At 40.4% G+C, this 24,259-nt stretch carries 20 protein-coding genes and 1 rRNA gene; 9 read left to right on the forward strand and 12 right to left on the reverse strand.

The features are described 5' to 3' along the window. Positions 1–68, reverse strand: a 16S ribosomal RNA gene (locus CDG77_RS25465); the annotation flags it as partial. A 742-nt stretch (positions 69–810) separates the two neighbouring features. Here CDG77_RS25465 and CDG77_RS25470 point away from each other — a divergent pair. After that, the gene (locus CDG77_RS25470; RefSeq protein WP_094332123.1) at positions 811–2,085 is read left to right on the forward strand and encodes a lipid-A-disaccharide synthase; all 1,275 of its coding nucleotides are present in this window, start codon (positions 811–813) and stop codon (positions 2,083–2,085) included. Between the two features lie 3 nt (positions 2,086–2,088). On the opposite strand, the gene CDG77_RS25475 is transcribed toward CDG77_RS25470, so the two are convergent. From CDG77_RS25475 to CDG77_RS25485, 3 genes are all read right to left on the reverse strand, one after another. Then, on the reverse strand, positions 2,089–2,499 hold the full coding sequence (locus tag CDG77_RS25475) for a hypothetical protein (protein WP_094332124.1): 411 nt from the start codon (positions 2,497–2,499) through the stop codon (positions 2,089–2,091). A gap of 466 nt (positions 2,500–2,965) precedes the next feature. After that, positions 2,966–3,352: a hypothetical protein gene (locus tag CDG77_RS25480; RefSeq protein ID WP_094332125.1), complete on the reverse strand. Its 387-nt coding sequence runs from the start codon at positions 3,350–3,352 to the stop codon at positions 2,966–2,968. 373 nt (positions 3,353–3,725) lie between these two features. Continuing rightward, positions 3,726–4,673 carry an NAD-dependent epimerase/dehydratase family protein gene (locus tag CDG77_RS25485; RefSeq protein WP_094332126.1) on the reverse strand — a complete coding sequence of 316 codons (948 nt, stop codon included), beginning with the start codon at positions 4,671–4,673 and terminating at the stop codon, positions 3,726–3,728. Positions 4,674–5,107: 434 nt separating this feature from the next. Here CDG77_RS25485 and purD point away from each other — a divergent pair, with 434 nt between their 5' ends. Beyond that, complete coding sequence (gene purD, locus CDG77_RS25490) at positions 5,108–6,385, forward strand: phosphoribosylamine--glycine ligase (RefSeq protein WP_094332127.1); 1,278 nt, start codon at positions 5,108–5,110, stop codon at positions 6,383–6,385. A gap of 130 nt (positions 6,386–6,515) precedes the next feature. After that, positions 6,516–8,462 (forward strand): two-component system sensor histidine kinase NblS, encoded by a 1,947-nt coding sequence (gene nblS, locus CDG77_RS25495; RefSeq protein ID WP_094332128.1) that lies wholly within the window; start codon positions 6,516–6,518, stop codon positions 8,460–8,462. A 64-nt stretch (positions 8,463–8,526) separates the two neighbouring features. Here nblS and CDG77_RS25500 read toward each other — a convergent pair whose 3' ends face one another. After that, on the reverse strand, positions 8,527–8,898 hold the full coding sequence (locus tag CDG77_RS25500) for a zinc ribbon domain-containing protein (RefSeq protein ID WP_094332129.1): 372 nt from the start codon (positions 8,896–8,898) through the stop codon (positions 8,527–8,529). A gap of 247 nt (positions 8,899–9,145) precedes the next feature. Between CDG77_RS25500 and CDG77_RS25505 the strand changes: the two genes are divergently transcribed. Beyond that, positions 9,146–10,528 (forward strand): AAA family ATPase, encoded by a 1,383-nt coding sequence (locus CDG77_RS25505; RefSeq protein WP_094332130.1) that lies wholly within the window; start codon positions 9,146–9,148, stop codon positions 10,526–10,528. Then, positions 10,525–11,241, forward strand: a complete 717-nt coding sequence (locus tag CDG77_RS25510) for a ParB N-terminal domain-containing protein (protein WP_094332131.1) — start codon at positions 10,525–10,527, stop codon at positions 11,239–11,241. Before CDG77_RS25505 ends, CDG77_RS25510 begins: the two co-directional genes overlap by 4 nt. A 137-nt stretch (positions 11,242–11,378) precedes the next feature. On the opposite strand, the gene CDG77_RS25515 is transcribed toward CDG77_RS25510, so the two are convergent. After that, positions 11,379–12,326 (reverse strand): glycosyltransferase family 2 protein, encoded by a 948-nt coding sequence (locus CDG77_RS25515; RefSeq protein WP_094332132.1) that lies wholly within the window; start codon positions 12,324–12,326, stop codon positions 11,379–11,381. A gap of 76 nt (positions 12,327–12,402) precedes the next feature. Beyond that, positions 12,403–13,416, reverse strand: coding sequence for an Npun_R2821/Npun_R2822 family protein (locus CDG77_RS25520; RefSeq protein ID WP_094332133.1), 1,014 nt, complete (start codon positions 13,414–13,416; stop codon positions 12,403–12,405). 588 nt (positions 13,417–14,004) lie between these two features. Here CDG77_RS25520 and CDG77_RS25525 point away from each other — a divergent pair. Continuing rightward, positions 14,005–15,444, forward strand: a complete 1,440-nt coding sequence (locus CDG77_RS25525) for an MFS transporter (protein ID WP_094332134.1) — start codon at positions 14,005–14,007, stop codon at positions 15,442–15,444. A 61-nt stretch (positions 15,445–15,505) separates the two neighbouring features. Then, positions 15,506–16,255, forward strand: coding sequence for an SDR family NAD(P)-dependent oxidoreductase (locus CDG77_RS25530; RefSeq protein WP_094332135.1), 750 nt, complete (start codon positions 15,506–15,508; stop codon positions 16,253–16,255). 438 nt (positions 16,256–16,693) lie between these two features. Here CDG77_RS25530 and CDG77_RS25535 read toward each other — a convergent pair whose 3' ends face one another. From CDG77_RS25535 to CDG77_RS25555, 5 genes are all read right to left on the reverse strand, one after another. Next, entirely contained in the window at positions 16,694–17,566 is an 873-nt protein-coding gene (locus CDG77_RS25535; protein WP_094332136.1) for an SDR family oxidoreductase, read from the reverse strand. A gap of 78 nt (positions 17,567–17,644) precedes the next feature. Continuing rightward, complete coding sequence (locus tag CDG77_RS25540; protein ID WP_094332137.1) at positions 17,645–18,388, reverse strand: tetratricopeptide repeat protein; 744 nt, start codon at positions 18,386–18,388, stop codon at positions 17,645–17,647. A gap of 662 nt (positions 18,389–19,050) precedes the next feature. Further along, positions 19,051–20,745, reverse strand: a complete 1,695-nt coding sequence (gene crtO / locus CDG77_RS25545; protein WP_094332138.1) for a beta-carotene ketolase CrtO — start codon at positions 20,743–20,745, stop codon at positions 19,051–19,053. A gap of 105 nt (positions 20,746–20,850) precedes the next feature. Further along, positions 20,851–21,609 carry an LmeA family phospholipid-binding protein gene (locus CDG77_RS25550; protein WP_094332139.1) on the reverse strand — a complete coding sequence of 253 codons (759 nt, stop codon included), beginning with the start codon at positions 21,607–21,609 and terminating at the stop codon, positions 20,851–20,853. 327 nt (positions 21,610–21,936) lie between these two features. Continuing rightward, a complete protein-coding gene (locus tag CDG77_RS25555; protein WP_094332140.1) occupies positions 21,937–22,122 on the reverse strand; it encodes a DUF4089 domain-containing protein in 186 nt (61 codons plus the stop codon). 66 nt (positions 22,123–22,188) lie between these two features. Between CDG77_RS25555 and CDG77_RS25560 the strand changes: the two genes are divergently transcribed. Next, complete coding sequence (locus CDG77_RS25560; protein ID WP_094332141.1) at positions 22,189–22,524, forward strand: glutaredoxin family protein; 336 nt, start codon at positions 22,189–22,191, stop codon at positions 22,522–22,524. Between the two features lie 53 nt (positions 22,525–22,577). Further along, positions 22,578–24,080 carry a UDP-N-acetylmuramoyl-L-alanyl-D-glutamate--2,6-diaminopimelate ligase gene (locus CDG77_RS25565; RefSeq protein ID WP_094332142.1) on the forward strand — a complete coding sequence of 501 codons (1,503 nt, stop codon included), beginning with the start codon at positions 22,578–22,580 and terminating at the stop codon, positions 24,078–24,080. Positions 24,081–24,259 lie beyond the last annotated feature (179 nt).

The following is a 24,259-nucleotide window of genomic DNA, read 5'->3' on the forward strand; positions in this document are numbered from 1 at the left end:
CGTTCGACTTGCATGTGTTAAGCATACCGCCAGCGTTCATCCTGAGCCAGGATCAAACTCTCCGTTTTGGTTTGTTTCGAGTTTGTGGCTCCGAAAAAAAATATTTCTCGGAATCCTAGTTACTAAATTTTGATTATCTTTTTGGGAAAACCCAAAAGTAAAATCTTGTTGACGAGGATTGGTTTTTTCTTTAAGCTTTCAAAAGTATTATGTTTTTCAGGTTCAGTGGTGGTTAGCGTCTCTCGCTTGCCCACTTAACTAGAGTAACTAGTCATCCCTAATTTGTCAAGGGGGAAATTTATATTTTTTCTAAAAGACCAAATCGCTTGACTGGTATTACTTTCAACTGAATGGGTTAAGCAATAGGAGTGAGGAGGGGTGAGGTAAAAGCGAAGTGGCTAAAACTTGCCTGGGTGTGAATTAAGAGACCATCATTTATAAAGTAAATCTTTAGACCACAGACGGCGCAGCATGATACAGCACTTCCGGCGGCTATGAGGTACATCCTCAAAGCTGAAAGCTATGATAGGAGACGGGCAAGAGGAAAACTGTATTGCATAATAGCCGGAAGCGCTGTATCCCTCTTCTGTCACTTTCCATGAGGGCGATCGCTAGAAGCCTTATGAACCAATCAATACAAGCTATACCGTTAGCAAAAAATTGGTCTTGTATTTGTTATTGGAAAATAATCGCGCAATATCTTGCTATACAAAAGCTCTAGAATTCAGAAATGGCAAAAGTTTTCCGAGAGTGACAGAAGAGGGGTATTTGTCTCTTGACTAACGACCCCTAACTCTTGACCATTAACTAATGACTCAAGTAGATATTCTCATTTTATCAAATGGCCCAGGTGAGGTTACAACCTGGGTGCGCCCAGTAGTAAGGGCGTTGCGACAAAAATTCGGCGATGACCGAAATCAAGTTAGGATCAGTGTAGTTTTATCGCCTTGCTCAAATGCTAGTGGTAAAGAAGCTGCGATCGCACTTTCCTACCCAGAAGTAGATAGAGTACAAGAAGCAGAGCATTTTTGGCAATTTTTGCTCTGGGGCAAAACTTCTGATAATTGGGATTGGAGAAGTCGAGGTGTAGTTGTTTTCCTCGGTGGCGATCAAATTTTCCCCGTAATTATAGGCAAAAAGCTGGGATATCGGACAGTTGTTTACGCCGAATGGGAAGCCCGTTGGCATAAGTGGATCGATCGCTTTGGGGTGATGAAACCCAAAGTTGCTGCTGTTGTCCCCCAGAAATATGCTCACAAATTCACTGTTGTAGGTGATTTGATGCTAGAAGCAGGGGAAAGCCTAGATTCAAATTCCCCTTCAGCTATGACTCCATCACTGAAAACTGAATTTATTGGTCTACTTCCTGGATCAAAAGCGGCAAAATTAGCCCAAGGAGTACCATTAACTTTAAGCATTGCCGAATATGTTCGCGCAAAAAGACCGCAAACTAAATTTGTGATTCCTGTAGCCCCAACTTTGGATTTGGAAACCTTAGCTAGTTTTGCCGATCCTCAAAGGAACTCTATTGCTAAAATTTTTGGCTTTGGTGGTGCTTCCTTAATTGCCCCGGAGGAGGCTAGAGGCAAACCATTGCTCAAAACAGCAACGGGCTTAACTGTAGAATTGTGGCAAGAAAATCCTGCATATCAATTATTATCCCAGTGCTGTATCTGCTTGACTACAGTGGGGGCAAACACAGCCGAACTCGGTGCTTTAGGAGTACCAATGATTGTTTTACTACCAACGCAGCAACTTGATGCTATGCGTTCTTGGGATGGTTTACCTGGGTTGTTGGCAAATCTGCCAGGGATAGGTACGGCTTTTGCTAACGCGATCAATTGGTTATTTCTAACATTCGTGAGACGCAAAGGTTTATTAGCATGGCCAAATATCTGGGCACAGGAAGAGATAGTGCCAGAACTTATGGGTAAACTTCAACCGCAAGAAATTGGGGAAATGGTTTTAGACTTTTTAGCCCATCCAGAAAAATTGGATGATATCCGCGCCAAACTCCGTAATATTCGCGGTGAAAGTGGTGCAGCCCAGAAAATAGCAGAGATTGTTGGTGAGGAAATTTGGTAACAATTAAAGATCGACAGATTCTAAATCATCTGGCAAAGTTGAGTCATTAAGGGCATTGCGGAAGTATTTTCCTGTCAATCCAGTTGCTGAAAAAATTGGTGTGCCAGCCTGGAGGTCAAAAATATAAGCCGTGTACTTTGTTGAACGACGAGGATTTGAACTTGGAAAGCCGCTGATGTCAAAGTTTCCTTTGAGTACTACTAACATCAATGGCGGTTCTTTACCCATAAACTCAAACTCACCAAAACCAGTGGAAGGAATTTCAGCAGCTTTGATTGGACGGGCAAATATTGCCTCCGGTGTGCCGCTTAGTATCTTAAATTGGCAAGAGTGGGCAAGGGTATAGTTTACAGCAGCTTGCCTAATCTCCGTTTCCGAGGCTGAAGTTAGTGGACGTTTTTGAAATATAGTCAACCGATTGATTTCTTCTGGAAAGATTTTTTTGAGAGTTTCAGGGGGAATGTTGCTAAGTTGATTCTCAATTAAACAACGATCTGATGAAGCAGCTATAGATAGTACCGCACAAATACGGCTGACAAAAATACCAAGCTCACTAAAACTTTTTTCATAATTTTATTTTTAATAAATTTCTATGCCCCATAATTCTAATCAAATAATGTAAACAAATGTAATCTCTAGCTTTAGGGACGTATTATTATGCATACATACTATTAAGTAGAACAGGGTAAATAATTAAAGGTTTGTAGTGAGAACTTTAGTTCTCAAATCAGGACTAAAGTCCTTACTACGAACTGATTTTCGCTAAAGTTACATTACTTTACATAGTTTGTTTTTTTCAAGTCGTTCTACTTACTTAGTGGAGGGGGAGATGAGGAAGTAAGAAATTTCTCCCTTATGTGCCTCATTCTCGTCATTTCCTTTAATCCGAAGATTCTCCGTCCCTGCGCCCAAGTTCATAAATGCCAGAGCCCATACAGGCTAAGATTCCTGTACTAATTCCCCAACTTTCACCTAAACTAATTTCCAGACCCCAGTTACATAAAGCGCCAACTACCAAAAAAGGCGTGATGCTAAATAATGATGCATAGAAAGCGTTTTGGGATTCTCTGGCTTTACGAGTCTTTTCAAACTCTGTCTGGCTGGTGTAAAGCGATCGCTCGGCAAAGTTAAACCAACGGTTAAGTTGTTCGATTACCCATTGATTAACTGGGGAAAAACCTAGATATAGCGCCAATGACCACAAACTCGCTCCGGCGATCGCGATCGTGTTTAACTCAAAGCGGAAAGGGAAAATTTCAGTCAGCATGGCTTATGAGAGTCCTGCAAAGGGTTAACTTTAGCTGTCAGTAGATGCTAAACAAACCTCTTGTGCAATTTTAAGCATAAAGGTTAACAAGATTTCAACTAGTTGCTAACTCTCCTACTTTTTTAACAGATCGCAAAAGTCGCCACCCTCGAACAACTCTGACTAGGGTGGAGATAGGGAGGGGTGATGATGATTAAAACAAAAGTTGGCGGATCTCTTCTGTATACAGCAGATTGCAAGTAAGTTACAAAATGCAGGACTCATGCATCTATAAAGAGTTTCTACCTCCCACCTCCTGCTTCAAAACCTGTAGCTTCTGACTTCATGCAAAGGAAAACTGCTGCAAGTCCCAAAAGAAAATAAGCAATGCCCTTTAATACAACGACTTAATCCACTGCCATTCTTTTGTCAAACCTTCTCGCAGAGAAACTTTTGGTTGATATCCGAGAATTTTTTGCGCTTTAGATACATCAGCAGCAGTGTGACGGGCATCTCCCATCGCTTTTTCTATGTGGTTTCTTTTGATTGGTTTCCCAACGATTTCTTCAATCGTATCTAAGACTTCTGCTAAAACCACCCTGCTACCACCACCGATATTTAAGATTTCTCCCACTGCTTCGGGTACATTGGCGGCAGCTAAATTGGCAGCGATGACATCACCAACAAACGTAAACTCCCGCGTTTGCTGTCCATCGCCGTAAATAGGAATCGCCTCATCCTGCAAAATCGATTTAAAGAATTTATGAAATGCCATATCTGGACGCTGTTTAGGGCCATAAACTGTGAAATATCGCAATGATACAGATGGCACACCAAAGTTTTTATGATATAGTCTGCACAAAGTTTCAGCCGCTAGCTTAGTAATACCGTAAGGAGAAACAGGTTGAGGGCAAATTCCCTCATGAGTGGGTAATGTTTCTGCATCACCATATACGCTTGACGAAGAAGCAAATACTAATCTTTTCAGGTGTTTAGCATCTTTAGCTGCTTCTAGCAAAACTTGTGTAGCGTTAATATTTCTTTCTGTATAACCTCGAAAAGCTTTACCCCAACTCGCTCTGACACCTGCTTGTGCTGCTTGATGGTAAACTACATCAACATCTTTTAAGAGTTCCTGCCAATCTAAAAACTGAATATCTGCTTCGATTAATGTAAAGCCAGGTGAGGAATGTAAATGTGCAACATTCTTACGCTTTAACATCGGATCGTAGTAATCATTGAATTCATCAATGCCGATCACTTCTTCCCCTTGTTGTAGCAATATCTCTACGAGTTGAGAACCAACAAAGCCGGCAGCTCCAGTAACGATAATTTTAGCCATGTTACCTATTTTTTGATATTTTCATAAATTTCTATATTCACAGGTTAGTACTTATAATCAATAATCGTCATTACTTAAGCTTGATTTTTAATCAATTATTGTACTGTTTTAAACACAAACATTACTTAAATAGATATACTTAATAATTCAATTTATGCTAGTATATTCAATTTATGCTAGTATATTTATTGAGACATTGCTGTTAAAAAGAGTAATAAATATACTAGTTGACAAAATTGAATCTTAAGAATAGCCGCAGTTGAAATTCCAACAACAGAATCGACTTAAAACCGATATAGATAATTCTTTCTCCCCCCATCCTGCCTCTTCTTGTGATGAGGGGGCTTGCACAAGTGCGATAATTGGTGAAAAAATTGATCCGCGAGAGCCGAATAGGGAATTCTCGTTTCGCAAGGGACGCACGAGGAAATTTAGTGAAAGTTTTAGTCGTAGGTAATGGAGGGCGCGAACACGCTCTAGCATGGAAACTGTTGCAATCTAAGCAAATCGAGCAAGTTGTCTGCGTACCGGGGAATGGAGGTACAGCAAGTATAGAACGTTGCCAGAACTTGACTCTAGCAGTAGATGATTTTGAAGGCATGAGCCAATATGCTCTGGAAAATGGTATCACTCTGGTGATAGTTGGGCCAGAAGTACCTTTGGCAAAGGGAATCACCGATTACCTCCAAGACAAAGGATTGATGGTATTTGGGCCAGTCAGAGCGGGAGCGCAAATTGAAGCGAGTAAAGCTTGGGCAAAAACTCTGATGCAAGAAGCAGGAATTCCGACGGCGCAGGCTGCGGTATTTACGGAGGCAGCAGCAGCAAAATCTTATGTAAGAGCTAAGGGAGCGCCAATTGTCATTAAAGCTGATGGCTTGGCGGCTGGTAAGGGTGTAACGGTGGCCGAAACATTTGCACAGGCAGAAAGTGCCGTGGATGCAATTTTTCAGGGGCAATTTGGCAGTGCTGGCGAATTTGTTGTTATTGAAGAATGTTTAATTGGGCAAGAGGTATCAGTTTTAGCGTTAACTGATGGGTTAACAATTCGACCCTTGCTGCCCGCTCAAGACCATAAGCGGATTGGTGATGGCGATACGGGCGAAAATACTGGTGGGATGGGAGCATACAGCCCAGCACCCATCGCTACGCCAGAGTTGATGGCACGCATTCAAACAGAAGTGTTAGAAAGAGCGATCGCCACCTTACGAGCAAAAGGCATTGACTACCGAGGTGTACTGTATGCTGGGTTAATGATTGCACCTAATGGCGACTTGAAGGTTTTGGAATTTAACTGTCGCTTTGGCGATCCCGAAACCCAGGTGATTTTGCCACTGTTAGAAACACCCTTAGAAGAATTGATTCTAGCCTGTGTGCAGCAACGATTAAGTGAATTGCCGCCCATTGCTTGGAAAGGGGGAGCATCTGCTACTGTCGTTGCGGCTTCAGGTGGTTATCCAGGAGTTTATGAGAAAGGCCAGGTGATTACTGGCATTGACAACGCAGAGGCAACAGGAGCAACTGTATTTCATGCAGGTACGAAATTGAACCAGCAACAAGAAATAGTGACAGACGGGGGTCGAGTATTAAATGTAACTGGAATCGGAGAAAATTTTGAGCAAGCGATCGCCCAAGCCTACGCTGCAATCAAATATATTCAGTTTGATGGGATATATTACCGTAAAGATATCGGTCATAGAGTTAAGAGTTAGGAGTTGGGAGTCTGAATATGAGGGAATAACTAATGCCCCATACCCAATGCCCTAACATATTTGTCGGATTAACTGTTAATTTTTAAGTTGTTGGGCTTTATAACAAAGACTACTAACAACTTTATTTAAGATGCTAAGTCTGTTCAAAACAATTCGAGATGCGATCGCTAGTTGGTGGTCGGAGTTCACACTCCAGACTAAACTGCTGGCTGTGGCCACATTGGTGGTTTCTTTGGTGATGAGTGGTCTGACCTTCTGGGCTGTGAATACAATTCAGCAGGACGCGCGGATGAATGACACCCGCTTCGGTCGTGATTTGGGGCTGCTACTTGCTGCCAATGTTGCTCCCCTCATAGCTGACAACAATTTGACTGAGGTTTCCCAATTTTCTCAACGCTTCTATAGCAGCACCTCTAGTGTGCGTTACATGCTCTACGCTGATGAAACTGGGGAAATCTTTTTTGGCATACCTTTTTGGGATGCAGAGGTAGAAAACTCTCTTACCATTAAACGGCGAATCCAACTGCCAGAAGATTACCCAGGGGATGGGGAAAAGCCGATGGTGCGGCAACACATGACCCCAGACGGCGTTGTTACCGATGTGTTTATTCCTCTAATCGTTAATAAAAAATATTTAGGTGTATTAGCGATCGGCATCAATCCCAATCAGACTGCGATCATTTCCACCAATTTTACCCGCGATGTCACCATTGCCGTTTTTATCACCATTTGGGTAATGGTGATTTTGGCAGGAGTGATTAACGCCTTGACCATCACTAAGCCAATCAAAGAACTACTGGTAGGGGTAAAGCAAATTACTACCGGGAATTTCAAGCAGCGCATTGATTTACCTTTAGGGGGCGAACTGGGGGAGTTAATTTTAAGCTTTAATGAGATGGCAGAGCGATTAGAGCGCTATGAAGAACAGAATATTGAGGAATTGACCGCAGAAAAAGCCAAGCTAGAAACCCTAGTTTCCACGATCGCAGATGGTGCAGTATTGATTGATAACAACATGCAGGTGATATTAGTCAACCCCACAGCGCGGCGAATTTTTGGCTGGGAAACTATTGATGTGGTAGGCTGCAATGTGTTGCATCACTTACCGACAGATGTACAAATGGAAATCTCTGGCCCTTTGTACGAAATGGCAGCAGGGGAATGCGAAAGTGCTGAATTCCGAATTTTTATTAACCAACCCACCCCACGGACGATCCGTATTCTCTTAACTACAGTACTCAACGTGCAAAGAGAAAGCATCAAAGGCATTGCGATTACTGTCCAAGATATAAGCCGTGAGGTGGAATTAAACGATGCAAAAAGCCAATTTATCAGTAATGTTTCTCACGAACTGAGAACGCCATTATTTAACATCAAAACTTATATTGAAACCCTGCACGACTACGGTGAAGACTTAGCTTTACAAGAACGGCAAGAGTTTCTGCAAACAGTAAACCATGAAACCGATCGCCTAACTCGCCTAGTTAACGATGTTTTAGATTTGTCAAAACTCGAATCTGGTCGTCAGTACAACTTCGATGGGGTAGATTTAGCCCAAGCGATCGAGCAAACCCTGCGTACTTACCAACTCAATGCTAAAGAGAAAGGTGTTGAACTTGTTCAAGAACTTGCTCCTAATTTGCCCCTGGTAATGGGTAATTACGATCTGTTAGTACAAGTGTTTGGCAACCTAATTGGTAATGCTCTCAAGTTCACAAAAGCCGGTGGTAAAGTAGCAATCCGCGCCTACCAACTAGATTTTAAGCCCAATCACACCCAATCTTCTCCAGTGCGGATTGAAATCTCCGATACTGGAATAGGCATAGCCACAGAAGATCAACACTCAATTTTTGAACGCTTCTTTCGTGTAGAAAACCGAGTTCACACCCTAGAAGGCACGGGTTTAGGATTATCGATTGTTAGAAATATCATCGACAGACATCGTAGTAAAGTCCATCTCGTGAGTGAAGTCGGCATTGGGACAACTTTTTGGTTTGATTTAACTGCCTTTGAGGAAAAAGCCCCACCGATACAAGTTGAAGCTATTGCAGAAGTATCCAAAATCACCACAGGTTGAAGAATGGGGTATGGGGCATTAGTTATTTTTTCTCCCCCATCTCCCCACTCCTACAAAAAACAAATCAAGGTCTTAATATCACGAACAAAAAACAGACTAATAATAAACCTAATAGCAACAGCAAAGCCTGATTGCGTTTTACCCAACTTTTCACAGTTACAGCAAAACTGTTAGTGTAACGCTGCTGTTTTGACTCTAACTTTGTATCTTCAATATTTTGGTAGAGTGTACAGTCTTTGGCGTAGGGACGTTTAGGAAAATTGCAAGTATCATCAGCGTGATAGGTGCAGGTGTCGCACAGATACCCGTCCCCAGTGGCGCGGTGCAATGGAATACCGGGATGACCGTAAGCTTTGAGTGTCGTCCGGCAATAGGGACAACTTATAGCTTGATTATCAACGAGTTGATGGCAGTGGGGACAAGATACAGTAGCCAAAACCTTTAGCGCAAATAGGTAAACACTTTGATTCTAGCCATTTACAGGGCTAATGGGGAAATACATAGGTAGCCTGTTAATTATGAGGATGGCTAGGTAACAGAATTCAGCAAAATTACTAATTTTATGATGATTATTTATATTTTCTAAGTGATTTCTATCACTCAAAATAATTAATGGTATGTCATAATCTAGCAAATATGAGTCTTTGTCCCAAGTCCAATAATTATTTTGAGGTAGAAAAATATTGCCTTTTAATCCTGAGCTATGCCGTAACGAAAGCGAAGTTGAAAGCAAACTCATAGTGCAATATTTGCTACCGCAGCTAGGTTATACACCTGACACCTGGCATCAAGAGGTTGCCATTGGTAGCATCCGCTTAGATTTCTTAGCATTTGCCGCACAGGTGATTCCCTTTGTCTTAGATGCCAATTCGCCGTTGAGTGTCGTTATGGAGGCAAAGCATCCCAAGCAAAACTTAAATAATCATGTCCCCCGACTTAGGCATTATTTAACCAGCTTGAATGTCAGGTATGGATTGCTGACTAACGGCAAAGAGATTAGAATTTATCAAAAATTGCAGACTGATATTCAATTAATATTTCAATGTTCTGGGAAGGACGTTGAGACAAAATTAGAGAATATTAAAGGTTTAATTGGTAGAGAGAGTTTAAAAGAAGGAAAGTTAGTAGATAAATCAGAACTTCAAATAGAAAATAATTCCAATTTTGAAACAAAGAGGCAACATTCAATGAAAACAATTGCAATTTACCACAATAAAGGCGGCGTTGGTAAAACTACCGTTGCAGTCAACCTTGCAGCAGCATTACGTAAAAAAGGTAAAAGGGTACTTTTAATTGATATAGATTCCCAGGCTAATACTACTTTTGCTACAGGATTAATTAAATTTCAATTTGATGAAGATGACGATTTACGGGATTCTAATATCTATCATTTGTTAGAATCAGGTGATTTTTACTTAATACCCGATGTTATTCGAAAATCACATTACTTTAATAATCCTGAATTAGATGTTATTCCTGCACATATTAATTTAATAGAAGGACAGTATAAACTTAATCAAATTGATGCTAGTAAGACTAGGTTAGTTACAAAATTAAAAAAAGTAGAGCCAGAATATGATGTTGTTATTATTGATACACCTCCATCTAGAGATTTATATGCTAAAGTAGCACTTGTTGCTGCTGATTACCTAATAATTCCTTCAGATTTAAAGCCATTTGCAAATCAAGGATTGTTAAGTGTCAAAAACTTTATTATAGAAGTTAATGAATTTAGAGAAATGATAGGAAAACCACACATTATATTAATGGGTATCCTGGCTTCAAAAATTTCTACTAATTCTAAATTTTTACAATATACTTTTCCTAAACAAAGGAGCGTCATTTCAGAACGTTACAATCTACCTTTGATGGAAGCAGTAATTTATGATAGAACCGTGCTATCAGAATGTATGAATCAGACTATAACAGTTGGAGATTTAGAATATCCTGATCCCAAATCTGTTGTTAAATATGCAGAAGAAGTAAAATCAGATGCTCAAAAATCTGCTATGGAGTTTGAAATTTTAGCAGATGAAGTGTTGATAGGAATAGGTTTAAATAAATGATGAATTTCTCTTTAGTAGATGTAAAAAGTATTATTTCTAATGAACCTCGTTCAAATTTTTCAGAGGCTGATTTGGAAAACCTCGCAGACATAATTATAGAAACTGGAGGAATTATCAGACCATTAGTTGTAAAAATGACAGGAGTAGAGAGTTATACGGTAGTTGATGGACATTTTGAATATTATGCTGCTGTCAGGGCGCGAGAAAAAAATCCTCGGCAAGCTGAAATGGTTAATGCCTTTGTTATCGCTCCAAAATTAGAGGATTTAGTACTAAAGCAAGTTGCATCTCTCCAAGAAATTGATTCTTCTGCTGAACAAGTAAGACCACAACCTGAAACAACAAAATTAGAACCACGTTTAGCAAATTTAGAATTACGTCTTGAGAAACAATTAAATGAATTTAAGTCAGAATTTATACAAGAAAGACAGAGAATAGAAAATCAGTTCAAGCAACTTGAAAACCTTATTCCCCAAAAGGGTGAACAGAGTAATCCACTTAGTTTGTTGAACTCTTTGGACAAAGATGAGTTATCTATAAAGTTACAACGCTCTAGAATTCGTGGGGCTGAAAAACTTGCAAAAGACATATTTGATGCTCGACGCAAGAAATCAAAGCAACAATTTGAAGATTACCGAGATGTAGTAAAATCTGTTGATAACTTAGGTGATAAAACAATTTTGACTATTATTGATGAGTGGTCAAGAAGTTAGTACTTATTAAAATAAATTTTTTGCAGTGTAAAAACTCTGCATAGCTTTCTCTGCGTTTCTCTGCATGAGGCATTAACCACCAAGTACTTGATACAAGCGATGCCTTGCGGCAGACTGTGCCAAAGCGTTTATATAGGCTAACCCCGCACCTGTCGCAGTGCATTAAACGCCTTACCTCGTAACCCAACTGGTAACAGAGATAATCCTAAAGCAGTCCAAGCTTTAGGTGTCGAAAAAGACTGTCCCGCCAAAACTAGCTCTCTACCTTTTTGCGTTTCACCCTTTTCAATTAAACGCAAACCTAATAATAACTGCGTTTCAGTTAGACGATTTTTCCTAATTGCCTCTATTTGTTCAGAATCAAATTTATAACTTTCTAAATATCGCATCTTATCAAATAAATAAGGAATAGCCCGATTGATACCTTGCTGTTCTGCATGAGTGCGATATTCCATCAATAATTCAGGTAAATAATAACCATTTTTTCCAGCCAAGGCTAGACGTACAAATAAATCATTGTCCTCACAATTTTGCATATTTGGCTGCATATATCCTAATTCTTGCAATGTCTTACAGCGAAATAATGTCGCCCCAACTTGAAAGCTTTGTTGAATAAATACAACTTCCAACAAATTATCTACAATACCTGCTGGTAAATTCTTCCTACCCCAGCGATGAGAATTTTCTTGAGTTTTTTCCTCATCCCGGACATTGTTAATATCAATTATCCAATGGTCTGTACCAACAAAATCAATGCTAGAGTCTTGAGCAAGAATAGCTGCGGTATTTGACAGAAAATTGGGTGTTAGCCGATCGTCATCATCAAATTTAATAAAATATTCACCACTGGCAGCATCAAAACCAGAGCGCATATTATTACTTTTACCAATATTTTGCAGATGACGGATATATTTAATCCGTTCGTCTGTGTACTGTGACATCAACTCAGGTGTGCGATCGCTAGAACCGTCATCACAAATAATTAGCTCAAAGTCTTGCTCAGACTGATTTAGTACACTGTCAATGGCGTAAGGAAGAAGATGAACGCGATTAAAAGTAGGAACGCAAACAGTAATTTTAGGCATAAGATTCTATACTAAATATAAAAAATAGACAGCTTATATCAATTGCTAATTTAAGGCATCGTCAATCAAGCTATATTTAGCGGATAGCTCTTTGAATCTTATTTATTGTTTTGTTGAAAAGTTTATTAGTCTTTGCAATTATACTAAGTGGTTTTAACTCTTTTGGTCTTTGTTCTGGCTGTTTGAGAAAGCGATAATGTAAAAACTCATTGGCATAACAAATATTAACATCTTGTCCTTGACATAACTGGGCAAAATCATGAGAAGAATAGCTCATATAATGGATGCGATGAATGGGTTTTAAGCCATCTTGATTGTAAAGAACATTATTAATATTGACGAAAGGATCTGCATTGGCACAGTTACCTGTTCTATCTTCACCATTGGGGCTAAGTGTAAAGTTAAAAAGTGGGCGATCGCAGCGCAAAGTCATATAGTTAAACAAAAAAGCATCATCCCACCATCCATTGATCCATTCAACTTCCCTATGGGTAATTAATCGCTCTTTCATTGTTTGAATTTCTTTAACAGTAAATAGCCCTCGTTTAGAGCCAAAAAAGCTAGAGCAATGTAGCTTAGAACGGATATCTGCTTCTGTATATAGTCCAGTTTGTTCTATAAGTGGAATATTTAACGCTGCAACAGCTTCATCCTTAATATGTTCCCAATCATCAAAAATAAAATCGTATGTTTCTAGCTTGTCAATTAGATTATTGAGTGGCTTCATTGCCAAACTATCACTATCGTAAAATACGAATTTATCAAAAATCCCTTCAAAGCCAACAAACTTTCTTTGTAAATGACTTTTGTACCAACTAGAACGCGATAATTTTGTCTCTTTTTTACTAGACTGAGCAGCCCAGACCTGATGAGCAAATTCTTCCCAGCGTTGAATTACATCCCAATTATCAAATAGGATTACATTCTTTCGAGCATTAACTTCTTGCCTAACTAAGTCTAGTTGTTCATTGTATGGAATAATACAAATAGGGATATCTGCGCTAATATTCACCTCAATGCTGTTTAGTAAAGCTACTAATTGGTCAAACACCACATCATTAGCAAGGGTGTAAATACCGAAAGAATCCATTTTGATAAACCCTTTTTATCTCTAGTTACTGAGCAACGCAGACAATATTATCGTTATTTCCTGAGCTATTATTCCCAAATAATCAATAATATACACATCTTTACGCTTTGTGCTGAGAGATCGAGGAGAAAGCGATTTTGGTTAGTTTGGATGATACTAGGTTCCGCCACTTTTGAGTCATTGCTTATACTGCAACTTCTGGAGCTTGCTTCTTAGAGTTGTCTATGATATTTTGCTAAATAGCATAAAATACACTGATTCTATCAATTTGCCGTATTTTATGATGCTATCAAATAGCCGAAGGAGTTTGGAGTTAAGATCGCTGAGATAATCTACCAAATATATAACAAGTAGAAAAGCCATTCTTGTTGATTGAGAAGTCGATGTCTGATATATACCTGAATTTTTCAACGAAGCGCCTGTTGCGATCGCTCTGAACAAAATCATCAATGGTAGGGATGAAATACATAGTCTGGGATGGAAGCGACTAATTTCGTTTCCTGAACTTGGTAGTCAGGATAGCATCCTACAATTAATATACGTATACAAACTATTCATAATCGTACTGTCAAAGGCGGAGGCTAAACATTGGGACAATTGCAAGCACAACCTCTGGTTTTGTCAGACTCTCAAAAAAATTGGGTTTTACTCGGTGTTGGACTTGGGGTGTTCATGTCTACCCTTGATGTGGGCATCATCAATGTTGCTTTACCCACATTGGTACAAGCCTTTGATACCAGTTTTCCTACAACCCAATGGGCGGTATTGAGTTACCAGTTGGTCAGTTCTGGTTTAGTTTTGGGGGCAACGCGCTTGGGAGATATGTGGGGCAAAAAGTCCTTATATCAGGGGGGACTTGTTCTGTTTACCTTAAGTTCGCTGTTGTGTGCTTTTGCACCTAGTATTGAGTGGTTGATTGCCTTTCGCGCCCTTCAAGGACTGGGGGCGGTGTTCATTTCTGGGCTTGGTTTGGCAATTATCACAGAAGTTTTTCCATCTTCCGAACGCGGTCGGGCTGTTGGCGTTATCGGTAGTGTTGTGTCACTGGGAATTGCTTTTGGCCCTTCCGCAGGCGGACTACTCTTAAGCTGGTCAGGCTGGCGTAGTATATTCTCGATCAATGTACCGTTGGGGATCGTAGCTAGTTTTTTGGTAGTTAGGGTGGTGCCACCTTCTGTACGGATTGAGGGTAAACAAAAATTTGACTTTTTTGGAGCCATATTAGCTTTATTAACTCTGGGTAGTTTTGGTCTGGGTATGACACTAGGGCAAAGTCAGGGCTTTGGCAGTACTAATGCACTGATATTATTAGCGATCGCTGCCGTAAGTTTCACAATTTTTTTGGTAGTTGAAGCGATCGTAGAACAGCCGCTACTAGAGCTACAACTGTTTCGCAATCTTCAGTTGAGTATGGGTTTGCTTAGTGGCTGGCTAGCATTCATTGTTATTGGCGGTTCGCTACTCATCGTCCCTTTCTTTCTAGAGGGCGTTAAGCATTATCCGACGGTAAAAGTGGGGCTGCTACTAGCTGTGTCACCCGTACTTAGCGGGTTAATTGCCCCACTAGCTGGAACACTTTCAGACCGCTTTGGCGCTCGACTAATCAGCCCAATTGGGCTGGGGTTAATGATAGGTGGCTGTCTGGGGATTAGCACCTTTGATGCTCAAATTACTGAGCTTGGCTATGTGTCGCGCTATTTTATTTATGGCATTGGACTAGGTTTATTCCAATCGCCCAACAATAGCACTGTCATGGGAGCAGTACCAAGGGAGCGGCTAGGGATTGCTTCTGGACTACTTTCTTTGTCACGAACATCAGGGAACACAGTAGGAGTTTCTTTAATCGGGGCAGTATTTGGGGCATTAATCGCTAGCATGTCTGCGGGTGCGGATGTCTCTGTTGCCCCTCCTGATGCGATCGTTGCGGGGTTCCAAGGAACTTTTCGTTTGGCAGCCCTAATCCTTTGTGGGGCAGCAATTGCATCCGTTTTGAGGATCGGTGGGAGGAAGAGGGACAAGGGGATTTGAGTGAGAACTTATAACAAGTCTTTCTCAATTACCAATTATTAATTACCAAGGAGTTAAATAAATGACAGAGAAATTAGCAGGAAAAGTAGTAATTATCACTGGGGCATCATCGGGAATTGGAGAAGCAACTGCGATCGCTTTGGCTTCAGTTGGAGCAACAGTAGTATTAGCTGCTAGGCGTGGCGATCGCCTCCAGGCTTTGGCAGAACGCATTGAAGCTAGTGGTGGCAAGGCGTTGCCCATTGTCACCGATGTGACTGATGAAAACCAGGTAAATAACTTGGTGGCCAAGGCAAATGCAGAATTGGGAAGGGTTGATATCCTTGTGAATAATGCAGGGATTGCCTTACTTGGAACCATTGAAGCGGGAAATAGCTCAGACTGGCGGCGATCGTTTGACCTCAATGTACTAGGACTGTTATATGCTACTCATGCTGTTTTGCCTTTGTTGAAGGCGCAAAAATCGGGGCATATAGTCAATATTTCCTCGGTGGCTGGCCGGACAGCGCGGGCGGGGGTTGGTGTTTATAATGCTACCAAATGGGGTGTCAATGCCCTCTCCGAAGCATTGCGCCAAGAAGTTCACAAAGATAATATCCGCGTCACCATTATCGAACCAGGTTTGGTGGATACGGAAATTGACAACCAAATTACCGATCCCGTTGCCAAACAACGCATTGAAGAACGGCGCAAGGCAATTACACCTCTGCATAGCGAAGACATTGCCGCTGCGATCGTTTATGCCGTCACGCAGCCATCGCGCGTTAATGTCAACGAAATCCTCATCCGGCCAACTGGACAAGAACATTAGACTTCTTGCAGAAGTGGGGAAAAGTTTAAAAGGCAAAGGGATAGAATTTACCCTTTATTCTTTTCCCTAATATAGGATTACTATTTGATTTTTGAACGAAATTAAGTATTGTAGAGTGTGCTAGTAGTCTGTCAATAAATAATTGATGGATAAATTTCCTGTAGAGACGGCGATTTATCGCGTCTCTCTAACCGTCAAAATGAATTTGACAGACTACTAGAACGGAGTTCGTAACGCACTATTATCAAGGGTTTGATGCCGTACTCTCCGTGCTAACACATCCTACGGATATTTTCTCCAAATCAAATCGGAAGGCTATATCTGGTAAAAGTACCCTAATATTTATTAGTAGTAAAGCTGTCATGCTTGTAAAATAGAGCATTTAGGTCAAGTCGCTTCTCTACGAGACGCTGCGCGAACGCTCCAATTAAAAAAAGGTCATTCGATGATTAATTCCTGCAATTCTTTTCGTAAAGACAAAGGCTCATAACCCAATGCAAAAGCTTTGGAACTATTTAAAGAAACATCTGCTGGCCTAGCTGCTGCCATTTCCACATCTTGTTGTCGGCAGGATTTGAGTTTGGTAGCAGGGAGTTGAAATACTTCAACTAATATCTTTCCAAAATCATAACGCGAAATCCGCTCTTTGCCACCTAAGTGAATGATGCCGTTAACTTTTTCTAATACTAATAAAAGTCCTTTAGCGGCAGTTTTTCCACTTACTGGGGTGCGAAATTCATCTACAAATAAATTGAGTTCTTTTTCTGCTTTTAAAGTTTGAATGAATGGCTGAATAAAGCTTTTGGCTGTAGGTGTGGCTGCACCAAACATCAACGGCATTCGACAGACTGCTGTCATGGGATATCTTTCTAGCATACCTGCTTCTGCGATCGCTTTTTGCTCGCCGTAAAGGTTGACAGGACACACAAAATCTGATTCTCGATAGGGAGCATTTAAGCCATCAAAAACCAAGTCGGTTGAGGTAAAAGCACAAGGAATAGAGTTATCCGCGCAAAGTCCAGCAATATTGCAGGATGCTGTGACGTTAATTGCGTGCGATTCTTCAGGGTGGGTTTGACAAAAATTTGGTTGCGAATGTGCGGCTGTATGAATCACTGCTGTTGGCTTGACATCACTAAATATACGCTGCAATTCCCGAAAATCTGTTAAGTTCACTTTTAGCATTTTGATCCCAGGAATTTCTAAAGGATGGGATAAATAAGTGCCATAAATCTCCCATTCTTGTTTTGCAAGTTGGCAAAGATGCCATCCTAAAAAACCACTGGCTCCGGTGATTAACAATTTTTTCATGTCTAATTGTAAACCGCCCAAGAAAAAATCCTTGCTACAGTAAGCTCATATTTTACACTGAGTGGTGGTGACAAAATACTATTGCAGTAATTCCTGAAACTGCTTTTCACTACGCACTTTGCTAAAGTCTGGATCGGTTTTGGCTAATTTCTTGTATTTATCAGGAACCAGCTTGATGGCTTTGTCTAAATTCTCAATTGCTAATTCCAGATTGCTTTGTAAAGCATAAGAGCAAGCTTTGTTGTAATATGCTTGGTGTAAATCTGGCTTGATGGCGATCGCTCTATTATAAGATGCAATAGCGTCTTGGTAGCGGTGCAGCTTTGTCAGAGCAATGCCTCGGTTAATTAAAGCTTCATATTTGTCGGGTTTGATAGCGATCGCTTTGTCGTAAGATGCAACAGCATCTTTGTAGCGTTGCAACGATGTCAAAACTATACCACGATTATACCAAGCTTCATATTTGTCGGGTTTGATAGCGATCGCTTTGTCGTAAGATACCAGAGCGTCTTTGTAACGTTGCAATGATGTCAAGCCTATGCCACGGTTAATCCAAGCTTCAGGACTCTCAGCTTTGATGGCGATCGCTTTGTCATAAGCTTTTATTGCATCTTCATAACGTTGTCCATCTAATAAATTATTACCTTGATGAAAAAAATCTTCTGCTTTTTGGGTAGTCTTCGCTTCTATGAAAAGCTGGGTTACATTACTTTCTTGGACAACTTGTGTAGTCTTTTCTATTGATGAGTTTGCCCCACCACTACAACCAAAAGCGAAGAAAGCTATCAAGCCAGATGCAACTAAGCAGCGCTGAAAAACCATGCTGTACCTACAAAACTTCTGAGACGATGTTAAAATTCGTTCGTTTTTTGAGTATTATCAAAATACACTAGTTTATACCCATTAATTTACTTATATTTTCAGAAAGAGCTTGGTTGATAATGCATATATGCTTATTTAAATCAAGCGGATAATACATTATCATATTAAATATACATAAAGCAATTACTTAGAACTTATTTCACTAAAAAAACATTATTTTTGTTGCTGTATATGTTGTAATAGCAAGGATTTGGGAATATTTATTTTAGTTAACAAGGTTGCGATCGCACTAGTTTTTCACCCAATCAATGATGTTATTTGCTTTATTCTATCAAGCAAATATCTAGGCTAATCATTATTCATATTATGTCTTTGCATCTTTCTAGCAATTTTAACTATGCAACTTAAGAACGCATCACGCATTATATTAACAAATTCTAGAGGGTTAAATCTCCCGCTTCTAACAATGTGTTGTTTTGTGGCGATGGTGATTTGTCTATTTATTTAATCATTGATAATAGCAGATTAAATGAAGCAATTTAATATCTATAAACAGGACATTTTAGATAACGCCTCCATGTCTTTTTCATCCAAAATTATGTTTTTATCAAAAAGACATGAAGGCAAAAAATAGATAGCAGTATGCTCTAGTTTTGTAACCCCTAACTAATGCCAAATACTGACTCGACAGTTGACTTAATCGAATCTCGCGCATCCTTTAAAGTTTGGCTAATGGGATGCTTTGCTTGCAAAAATACACGGGCACAATTGCGTCCCGGCATTCCCGAAATCGAACCACCTGGATGAGTCCCTGCACCAGTCAAGAATAGATTCTCAATAGGCGTTTTGTAGTTCGCTATTTCTGGTAAGGGACGGAAAAATATCATCTGATCTAAAGTCATATCAATATGATAATAATTTCCTTTGTATGCACCTAATCTTTCTCCTAATTCTGCTGGGCTTTCTACACGACGGGCGATAGTTGCATTCTTGACATTTGGTGCATAGTCTGCCAACTTATCAATCACCCTATCTGCAACTTTGTTTTTCAATTCATCTGTCCAACCAGTACCTTTTAAACCAGTGCCTTCTGCACCAGCAATTTGATAGGGGGCAAAAAATTCAATCCATACGGTGTGCTTACCTGCTGGTGCTAATGTAGCGTCTAAATAACTAGGCATTACCACATACATTGATGGGTCAGCATCAGGAATTTCTCCCAAGGTGCATTTACTATGAGCCTGTTCTACATGAGCCACAGAATCAGCAATTAAGATAGAACCAACGAGATATTCGTCTTTGTGGGCGTGGTATGGAAAGCGCAGTGGTTCGTCTAAAGCTAAGTCTATCTTGAGGATGGTTTCGTTATTATTAACGATGCGGCGTTCTAACCTTTCCCATAAATCTGGATCGGCTCCATCAACATCGCTTTTATCAGTCATTTGTAAGAACAACCGCTTGGCATCAATATTAGAAATAACCCCATGTTTAGCGCGATATTCTTTACCACCACCAACCCGCACACCTACAGCTTTTCCATCATCAATTAAAACTTTTTCAACATGCTGATCTGTGAGAATAACGCCACCTTTACTTGTGACTAAATTCACCAAAGCTTGCACAAGTGCGCCAGTACCGCCGCGAGGTCTGGCCATTCCAGGATTATGACGCATTGCCATCATAATTGCACCAATAGCAAGGGTTTTTTGCGATGGTGGCGCACCAAGTTCTGCTGCTAATCTGGCTAGTGGCGCTTTCAGGAATTCCTCATCAAACCACTCATTAAGTAAATCTTCAGCGCTGGTTAACATGGTGCGAATAAAGTCCAGCGTTTTATTGGGAGAACCAATAACCGAAAATAAATCTTTCAGTTTGGTGATGTCGTAGTTACCAACGATATCTATAATTGACTTTGGTGGTGCATTAAACATAGGAACCATTGCACCGATCGCTCGCTGCCAAAAGTCTACAAATTCAGCGTATTTTTTGGCATCACGTTCGCTGTAACGGGCAATTTCTGCACAAGTCTTTTCCACTGACTTATGTCCTAAGAAATACTTACCATCAGGATGAGGACAGAAAACAACCGGATCGCACTCCAGATAATGCAAGCCGTATTTTTCTAGTTCTAATTCTTCAACAACTGGCCCCAAGTGAATAAATTCATGGTCAATGGCACATAAATTAAATTTAAACCCAGGAGCTTCTTGGGGTAAACATTCTTCAGTTGTTGCTGCACCACCTGGAACAGAACGTTTTTCCAATAACAGGACACTATAACCAGCTTTCAGCAAATAAGCTGCACAAACTAGCCCATTGTGCCCAGCACCGATCAGCACAACATCATACTCTTGCATAGTTATCATTTTGAAATTAAGTAGCTTTCAAAAGTTTATAAAATTTTTAATAAATTTACATCACTCCCTAGTTACAAAAATTATCTTTAACTACTGCCAGTCCTACTAAGGAGATAGTTCCGTGATTGATGAGGGTATTTGCTTTACTTGAGTTTCTACCAGAAGTATTAAACTACCCTTTTCTACTTTTATATCTTTAATCTTGAACGCCATATCTTCCCATTTTAAGTATGGCAGATTCATCAATTCTTTTACTTTCTGCATTAATGCTGTAACTAATTCTATTGAAACACCTTCTCCCTCAGTGCAGTTAAAACTCTCCAGCATCGCGGGTTTTGCATGAGTGCGTGGACGAAGCACCGCAGTGTAAGCTAAAGGGCGAGTATTTCCCTTTTCCTTTAACAGCACTCTTCCCCTACATTCTATTTTGGCATCACCAGGTAAAAATACTTTAATTTCTTGTGGTTCAAAACTCACAATTTCACCATCTACATCCAACTCCAAGTTTTGCATCTGGGTGCGAATAAAGTCTGAGGTCAAGGCGCGATTAATATCTACTTCTGTAAGTATAATGCGGGCTGTAGCATTTACTGGCTCATTGAGTTCTATTTGACCAAAAAGAGCGCTTAAGGGATTAATATTAATACTATCTGTTTGCAGTTTTATTTCCTGTACGCGAATGTCTTCTTGGATCGCTAATCCTTTACCTACAACCGAAACCCCATCAGCTTGTCCCTGAACTATTTTCAACAGATCGGTTTGTATATCTATTTCTATATTTTCTGCTCCATCTAGCTTTTCGGATATTCTCCTTTCAGCTTCTTGGGATAGAAATTCTTCTTCCAAACGATGCTCATCAGGCATGAATTACTAATCTCATAAATGTCCTCTTACTATTTACTGTAAAGGCTACATACTAAGGAGCGAATCTATATTTTGGTATATGTAATTTGGAGAATTAAGGTAATTTTTCATTTATGAGTAAAACTGCTTTAATTAGTCAAAGAACTTGTTAATTAATTATAAATAAACTTGAAAATGTATCTAAATATATAGATAGAGGTAAAGATTTGCTGAAAACAAGCATGACTCCCAGAAAAAGGTATCTTCAGTATTTTCGAGAAAACCATAAAAAAAGAAGCTTTATAGTCTCAGTATATTTTCAAAACTCAAAGCTGATTCCTAAAGCTATTATGGTTCAAATATAGGTGCAGCTTCAATTTCTTCTGTTAGAGGAAACTCATTAACAAGATTAGCGATCGCCATAATTCTCTCAAAATTTGCCACCACCCCATCACGATACTCATCTCTTAGCTGCAAATCCAACAACAATGCCATTTGCTCAACATACTCACCCACATCAAATCCTTTTCTCATCTCTCCTCCTCTGCGGTTCGTTAGTTATTCTAAACTTATAACCTCTTGCTACACCTCAAATAAACAATGCGATTAATTTTATACAGTAAACCAGGCTGTCATTTATGCGAAGGCTTGCAAGAAAAGCTAGAAAAAATCCAAAATCTTAGTTTCGAGTTGGAAATTAGGGATATTACGACTCGTGAAGATTGGTTTGCTGCCTATGAGTATGAGGTGCCAGTACTTTATTTATCGAACCACAGAGGACTAGAGGAGGACACTTGCGTGCGGGGGTTCCCCCCCGTTGAGCAAAGTTTCCGTGGCGCGGAGGAAGAAATTATAGAAGCACCATTGCCGCGTCCTTCTCCTCGTGCTAGCGTGCAGCAGTTGGAGCAAATGTTGCGTAAGTATTTAGCCAATTAGAAAAAAATAATGCAGAATAAGCGCAAGATCAAGAATGTGACGAGGTTCACAACATGAAATTGCGGGAATTACTAACGGCGGTAGACAGTGTTGAGCAATTGCCTAGCCATCCGACTTTAGAGGATGTGGAAGTTAGGGGTTTGAAGACGAATTCTCATGCTTGTCGTGTGGGAGATTTGTTTATTGGGATGCCAGGAACGCGAGTTGATGGTGGGGAATTTTGGCAAAGTGCGATCGCATCGGGGGCTGTAGCTGCGATCGTCTCTCCTGAAGCTGCACAAAAAAATCCTCCCACAAATCAGGCTGTGGTCATCAGTGCAAGTAACATCACTCAAGCTTGTGCCCAGATAGCTAGTGCTTTTTACGGTTATCCGGGGCGAAAACTCAAGCTGGTAGGCGTGACTGGTACAAATGGCAAAACTACAACTACCCATCTAATTGAATTTTTGCTGATCGAAGCTAATCTAGCCACAGCTTTGATGGGAACTCTCTACACCCGTTGGGCAGGTTTTGAGCAAACTGCTGCTCACACTACGCCCTTCGCCGTGGAACTGCAACAGCAGCTAGCAGAGGCTGTAAATGCTGGTAGTGAGTTCGGGGTGATGGAAGTGAGTTCCCACGCTTTGGCCCAAGGGAGAGTGTTGGGTTGTGAATTTGAGGTGGCGGTATTTAGCAATCTGACTCAAGACCATCTCGACTATCACAGCGACATGGAAGATTACTTTGCCGCCAAAGCGTTGTTATTTAGCCCGAATTATCTCAAGGGACGAGCAATCATTAATGCTGATGATTCTTATGGCAAACGGTTAATTGCTTCGTTAGATTCCTCACAGGTTTGGAGTTACAGTGTCAACGACAACAGCGCTGATTTATGGATGAGCGATTTAAGTTATGAGCCGAATGGTGTCAGTGGTACATTACATACACCAAAAGGTGACGTAGCTTTTCGATCGCCTCTAGTCGGACAATATAATTTAGAAAATCTTTTAGCAGCCGTAGGAGCAGTTTTACACTTAGGGCTAGATTTGCAGTTAGTGGCATCTGTAATACCTGATTTTCCTGGAGTTCCCGGACGGATGGAACGGGTACAGATTAAACCTGAGCAAGATATTAGCGTGATTGTAGATTATGCCCACACACCCGATAGCTTGGAAAATCTGTTGAAAGCTGCACGCCCGTTTATACCAGGGAAGGTGATTTGCGTATTTGGTTGTGGAGGCGATCGCGATCGCACTAAGCGCCCAAAAATGGGTAAAATTGCTGCTGAGTTAGCTGATGTGGCAGTAGTGACATCAGATAATCCCCGGACTGAAGATCCAGAACGAATTTTAGAAGACGTTTTGGCAGGAATTCCCCCCACAATAAAACCAATGGTAATTTGCGATCGGGCTACTGCAATTCGTACTGCTATTTTACAAGCACAACCAGGTGATGGAGTCTTGCTTGCTGGCAAGGGTCACGAAGACTACCAAATTCTTGGTACTGAAAAAATCCATTTTGATGACCGAGAACACGCACGCGAGGCTTTACAAGAAAGACTGAACATCCAACGTTAATTTGGGCATTGGGGATTAGAATTCAAAGACTCATTAATGGGGTTCAAATCCTCATTAATGGAGTTCAAAGGTCGATAAGTGGATAAATTGAGTTTTCTAACTCCTGCCCAATTCCCCATCCACTCATACCATTACCCGAAATGCTTGATACAAATGATTTGTCTCTAACTCTTTCCCCC

Origin of the sequence: Nostoc sp. 'Peltigera membranacea cyanobiont' 213, assembly GCF_002245975.1 — a bacterium.
Taxonomy (GTDB): domain Bacteria; phylum Cyanobacteriota; class Cyanobacteriia; order Cyanobacteriales; family Nostocaceae; genus Nostoc.

Bases quoted from the DNA above. Each gene is read 5' to 3' on its own strand.
- CDG77_RS25540 (WP_094332137.1), bottom strand. From the start codon at position 18,388: ATGGTTTTTCAGCGCTGCTTAGTTGCATCTGGCTTGATAGCTTTCTTC.
- CDG77_RS25565 (WP_094332142.1), top strand. From the start codon at position 22,578: ATGAAATTGCGGGAATTACTAACGGCGGTAGACAGTGTTGAGCAATTG.
- CDG77_RS25480 (WP_094332125.1), bottom strand. From the start codon at position 3,352: ATGCTGACTGAAATTTTCCCTTTCCGCTTTGAGTTAAACACGATCGCG.
- CDG77_RS25510 (WP_094332131.1), top strand. From the start codon at position 10,525: ATGATGAATTTCTCTTTAGTAGATGTAAAAAGTATTATTTCTAATGAA.
- CDG77_RS25535 (WP_094332136.1), bottom strand. From the start codon at position 17,566: ATGAAAAAATTGTTAATCACCGGAGCCAGTGGTTTTTTAGGATGGCAT.
- CDG77_RS25530 (WP_094332135.1), top strand. From the start codon at position 15,506: ATGACAGAGAAATTAGCAGGAAAAGTAGTAATTATCACTGGGGCATCA.
- CDG77_RS25515 (WP_094332132.1), bottom strand. From the start codon at position 12,326: ATGCCTAAAATTACTGTTTGCGTTCCTACTTTTAATCGCGTTCATCTT.
- crtO (WP_094332138.1), bottom strand. From the start codon at position 20,745: ATGCAAGAGTATGATGTTGTGCTGATCGGTGCTGGGCACAATGGGCTA.
- CDG77_RS25485 (WP_094332126.1), bottom strand. From the start codon at position 4,673: ATGGCTAAAATTATCGTTACTGGAGCTGCCGGCTTTGTTGGTTCTCAA.
- nblS (WP_094332128.1), top strand. From the start codon at position 6,516: ATGCTAAGTCTGTTCAAAACAATTCGAGATGCGATCGCTAGTTGGTGG.
- CDG77_RS25470 (WP_094332123.1), top strand. From the start codon at position 811: ATGACTCAAGTAGATATTCTCATTTTATCAAATGGCCCAGGTGAGGTT.
- CDG77_RS25550 (WP_094332139.1), bottom strand. From the start codon at position 21,609: ATGCCTGATGAGCATCGTTTGGAAGAAGAATTTCTATCCCAAGAAGCT.
- CDG77_RS25560 (WP_094332141.1), top strand. From the start codon at position 22,189: ATGCGATTAATTTTATACAGTAAACCAGGCTGTCATTTATGCGAAGGC.
- CDG77_RS25520 (WP_094332133.1), bottom strand. From the start codon at position 13,416: ATGGATTCTTTCGGTATTTACACCCTTGCTAATGATGTGGTGTTTGAC.
- CDG77_RS25555 (WP_094332140.1), bottom strand. From the start codon at position 22,122: ATGAGAAAAGGATTTGATGTGGGTGAGTATGTTGAGCAAATGGCATTG.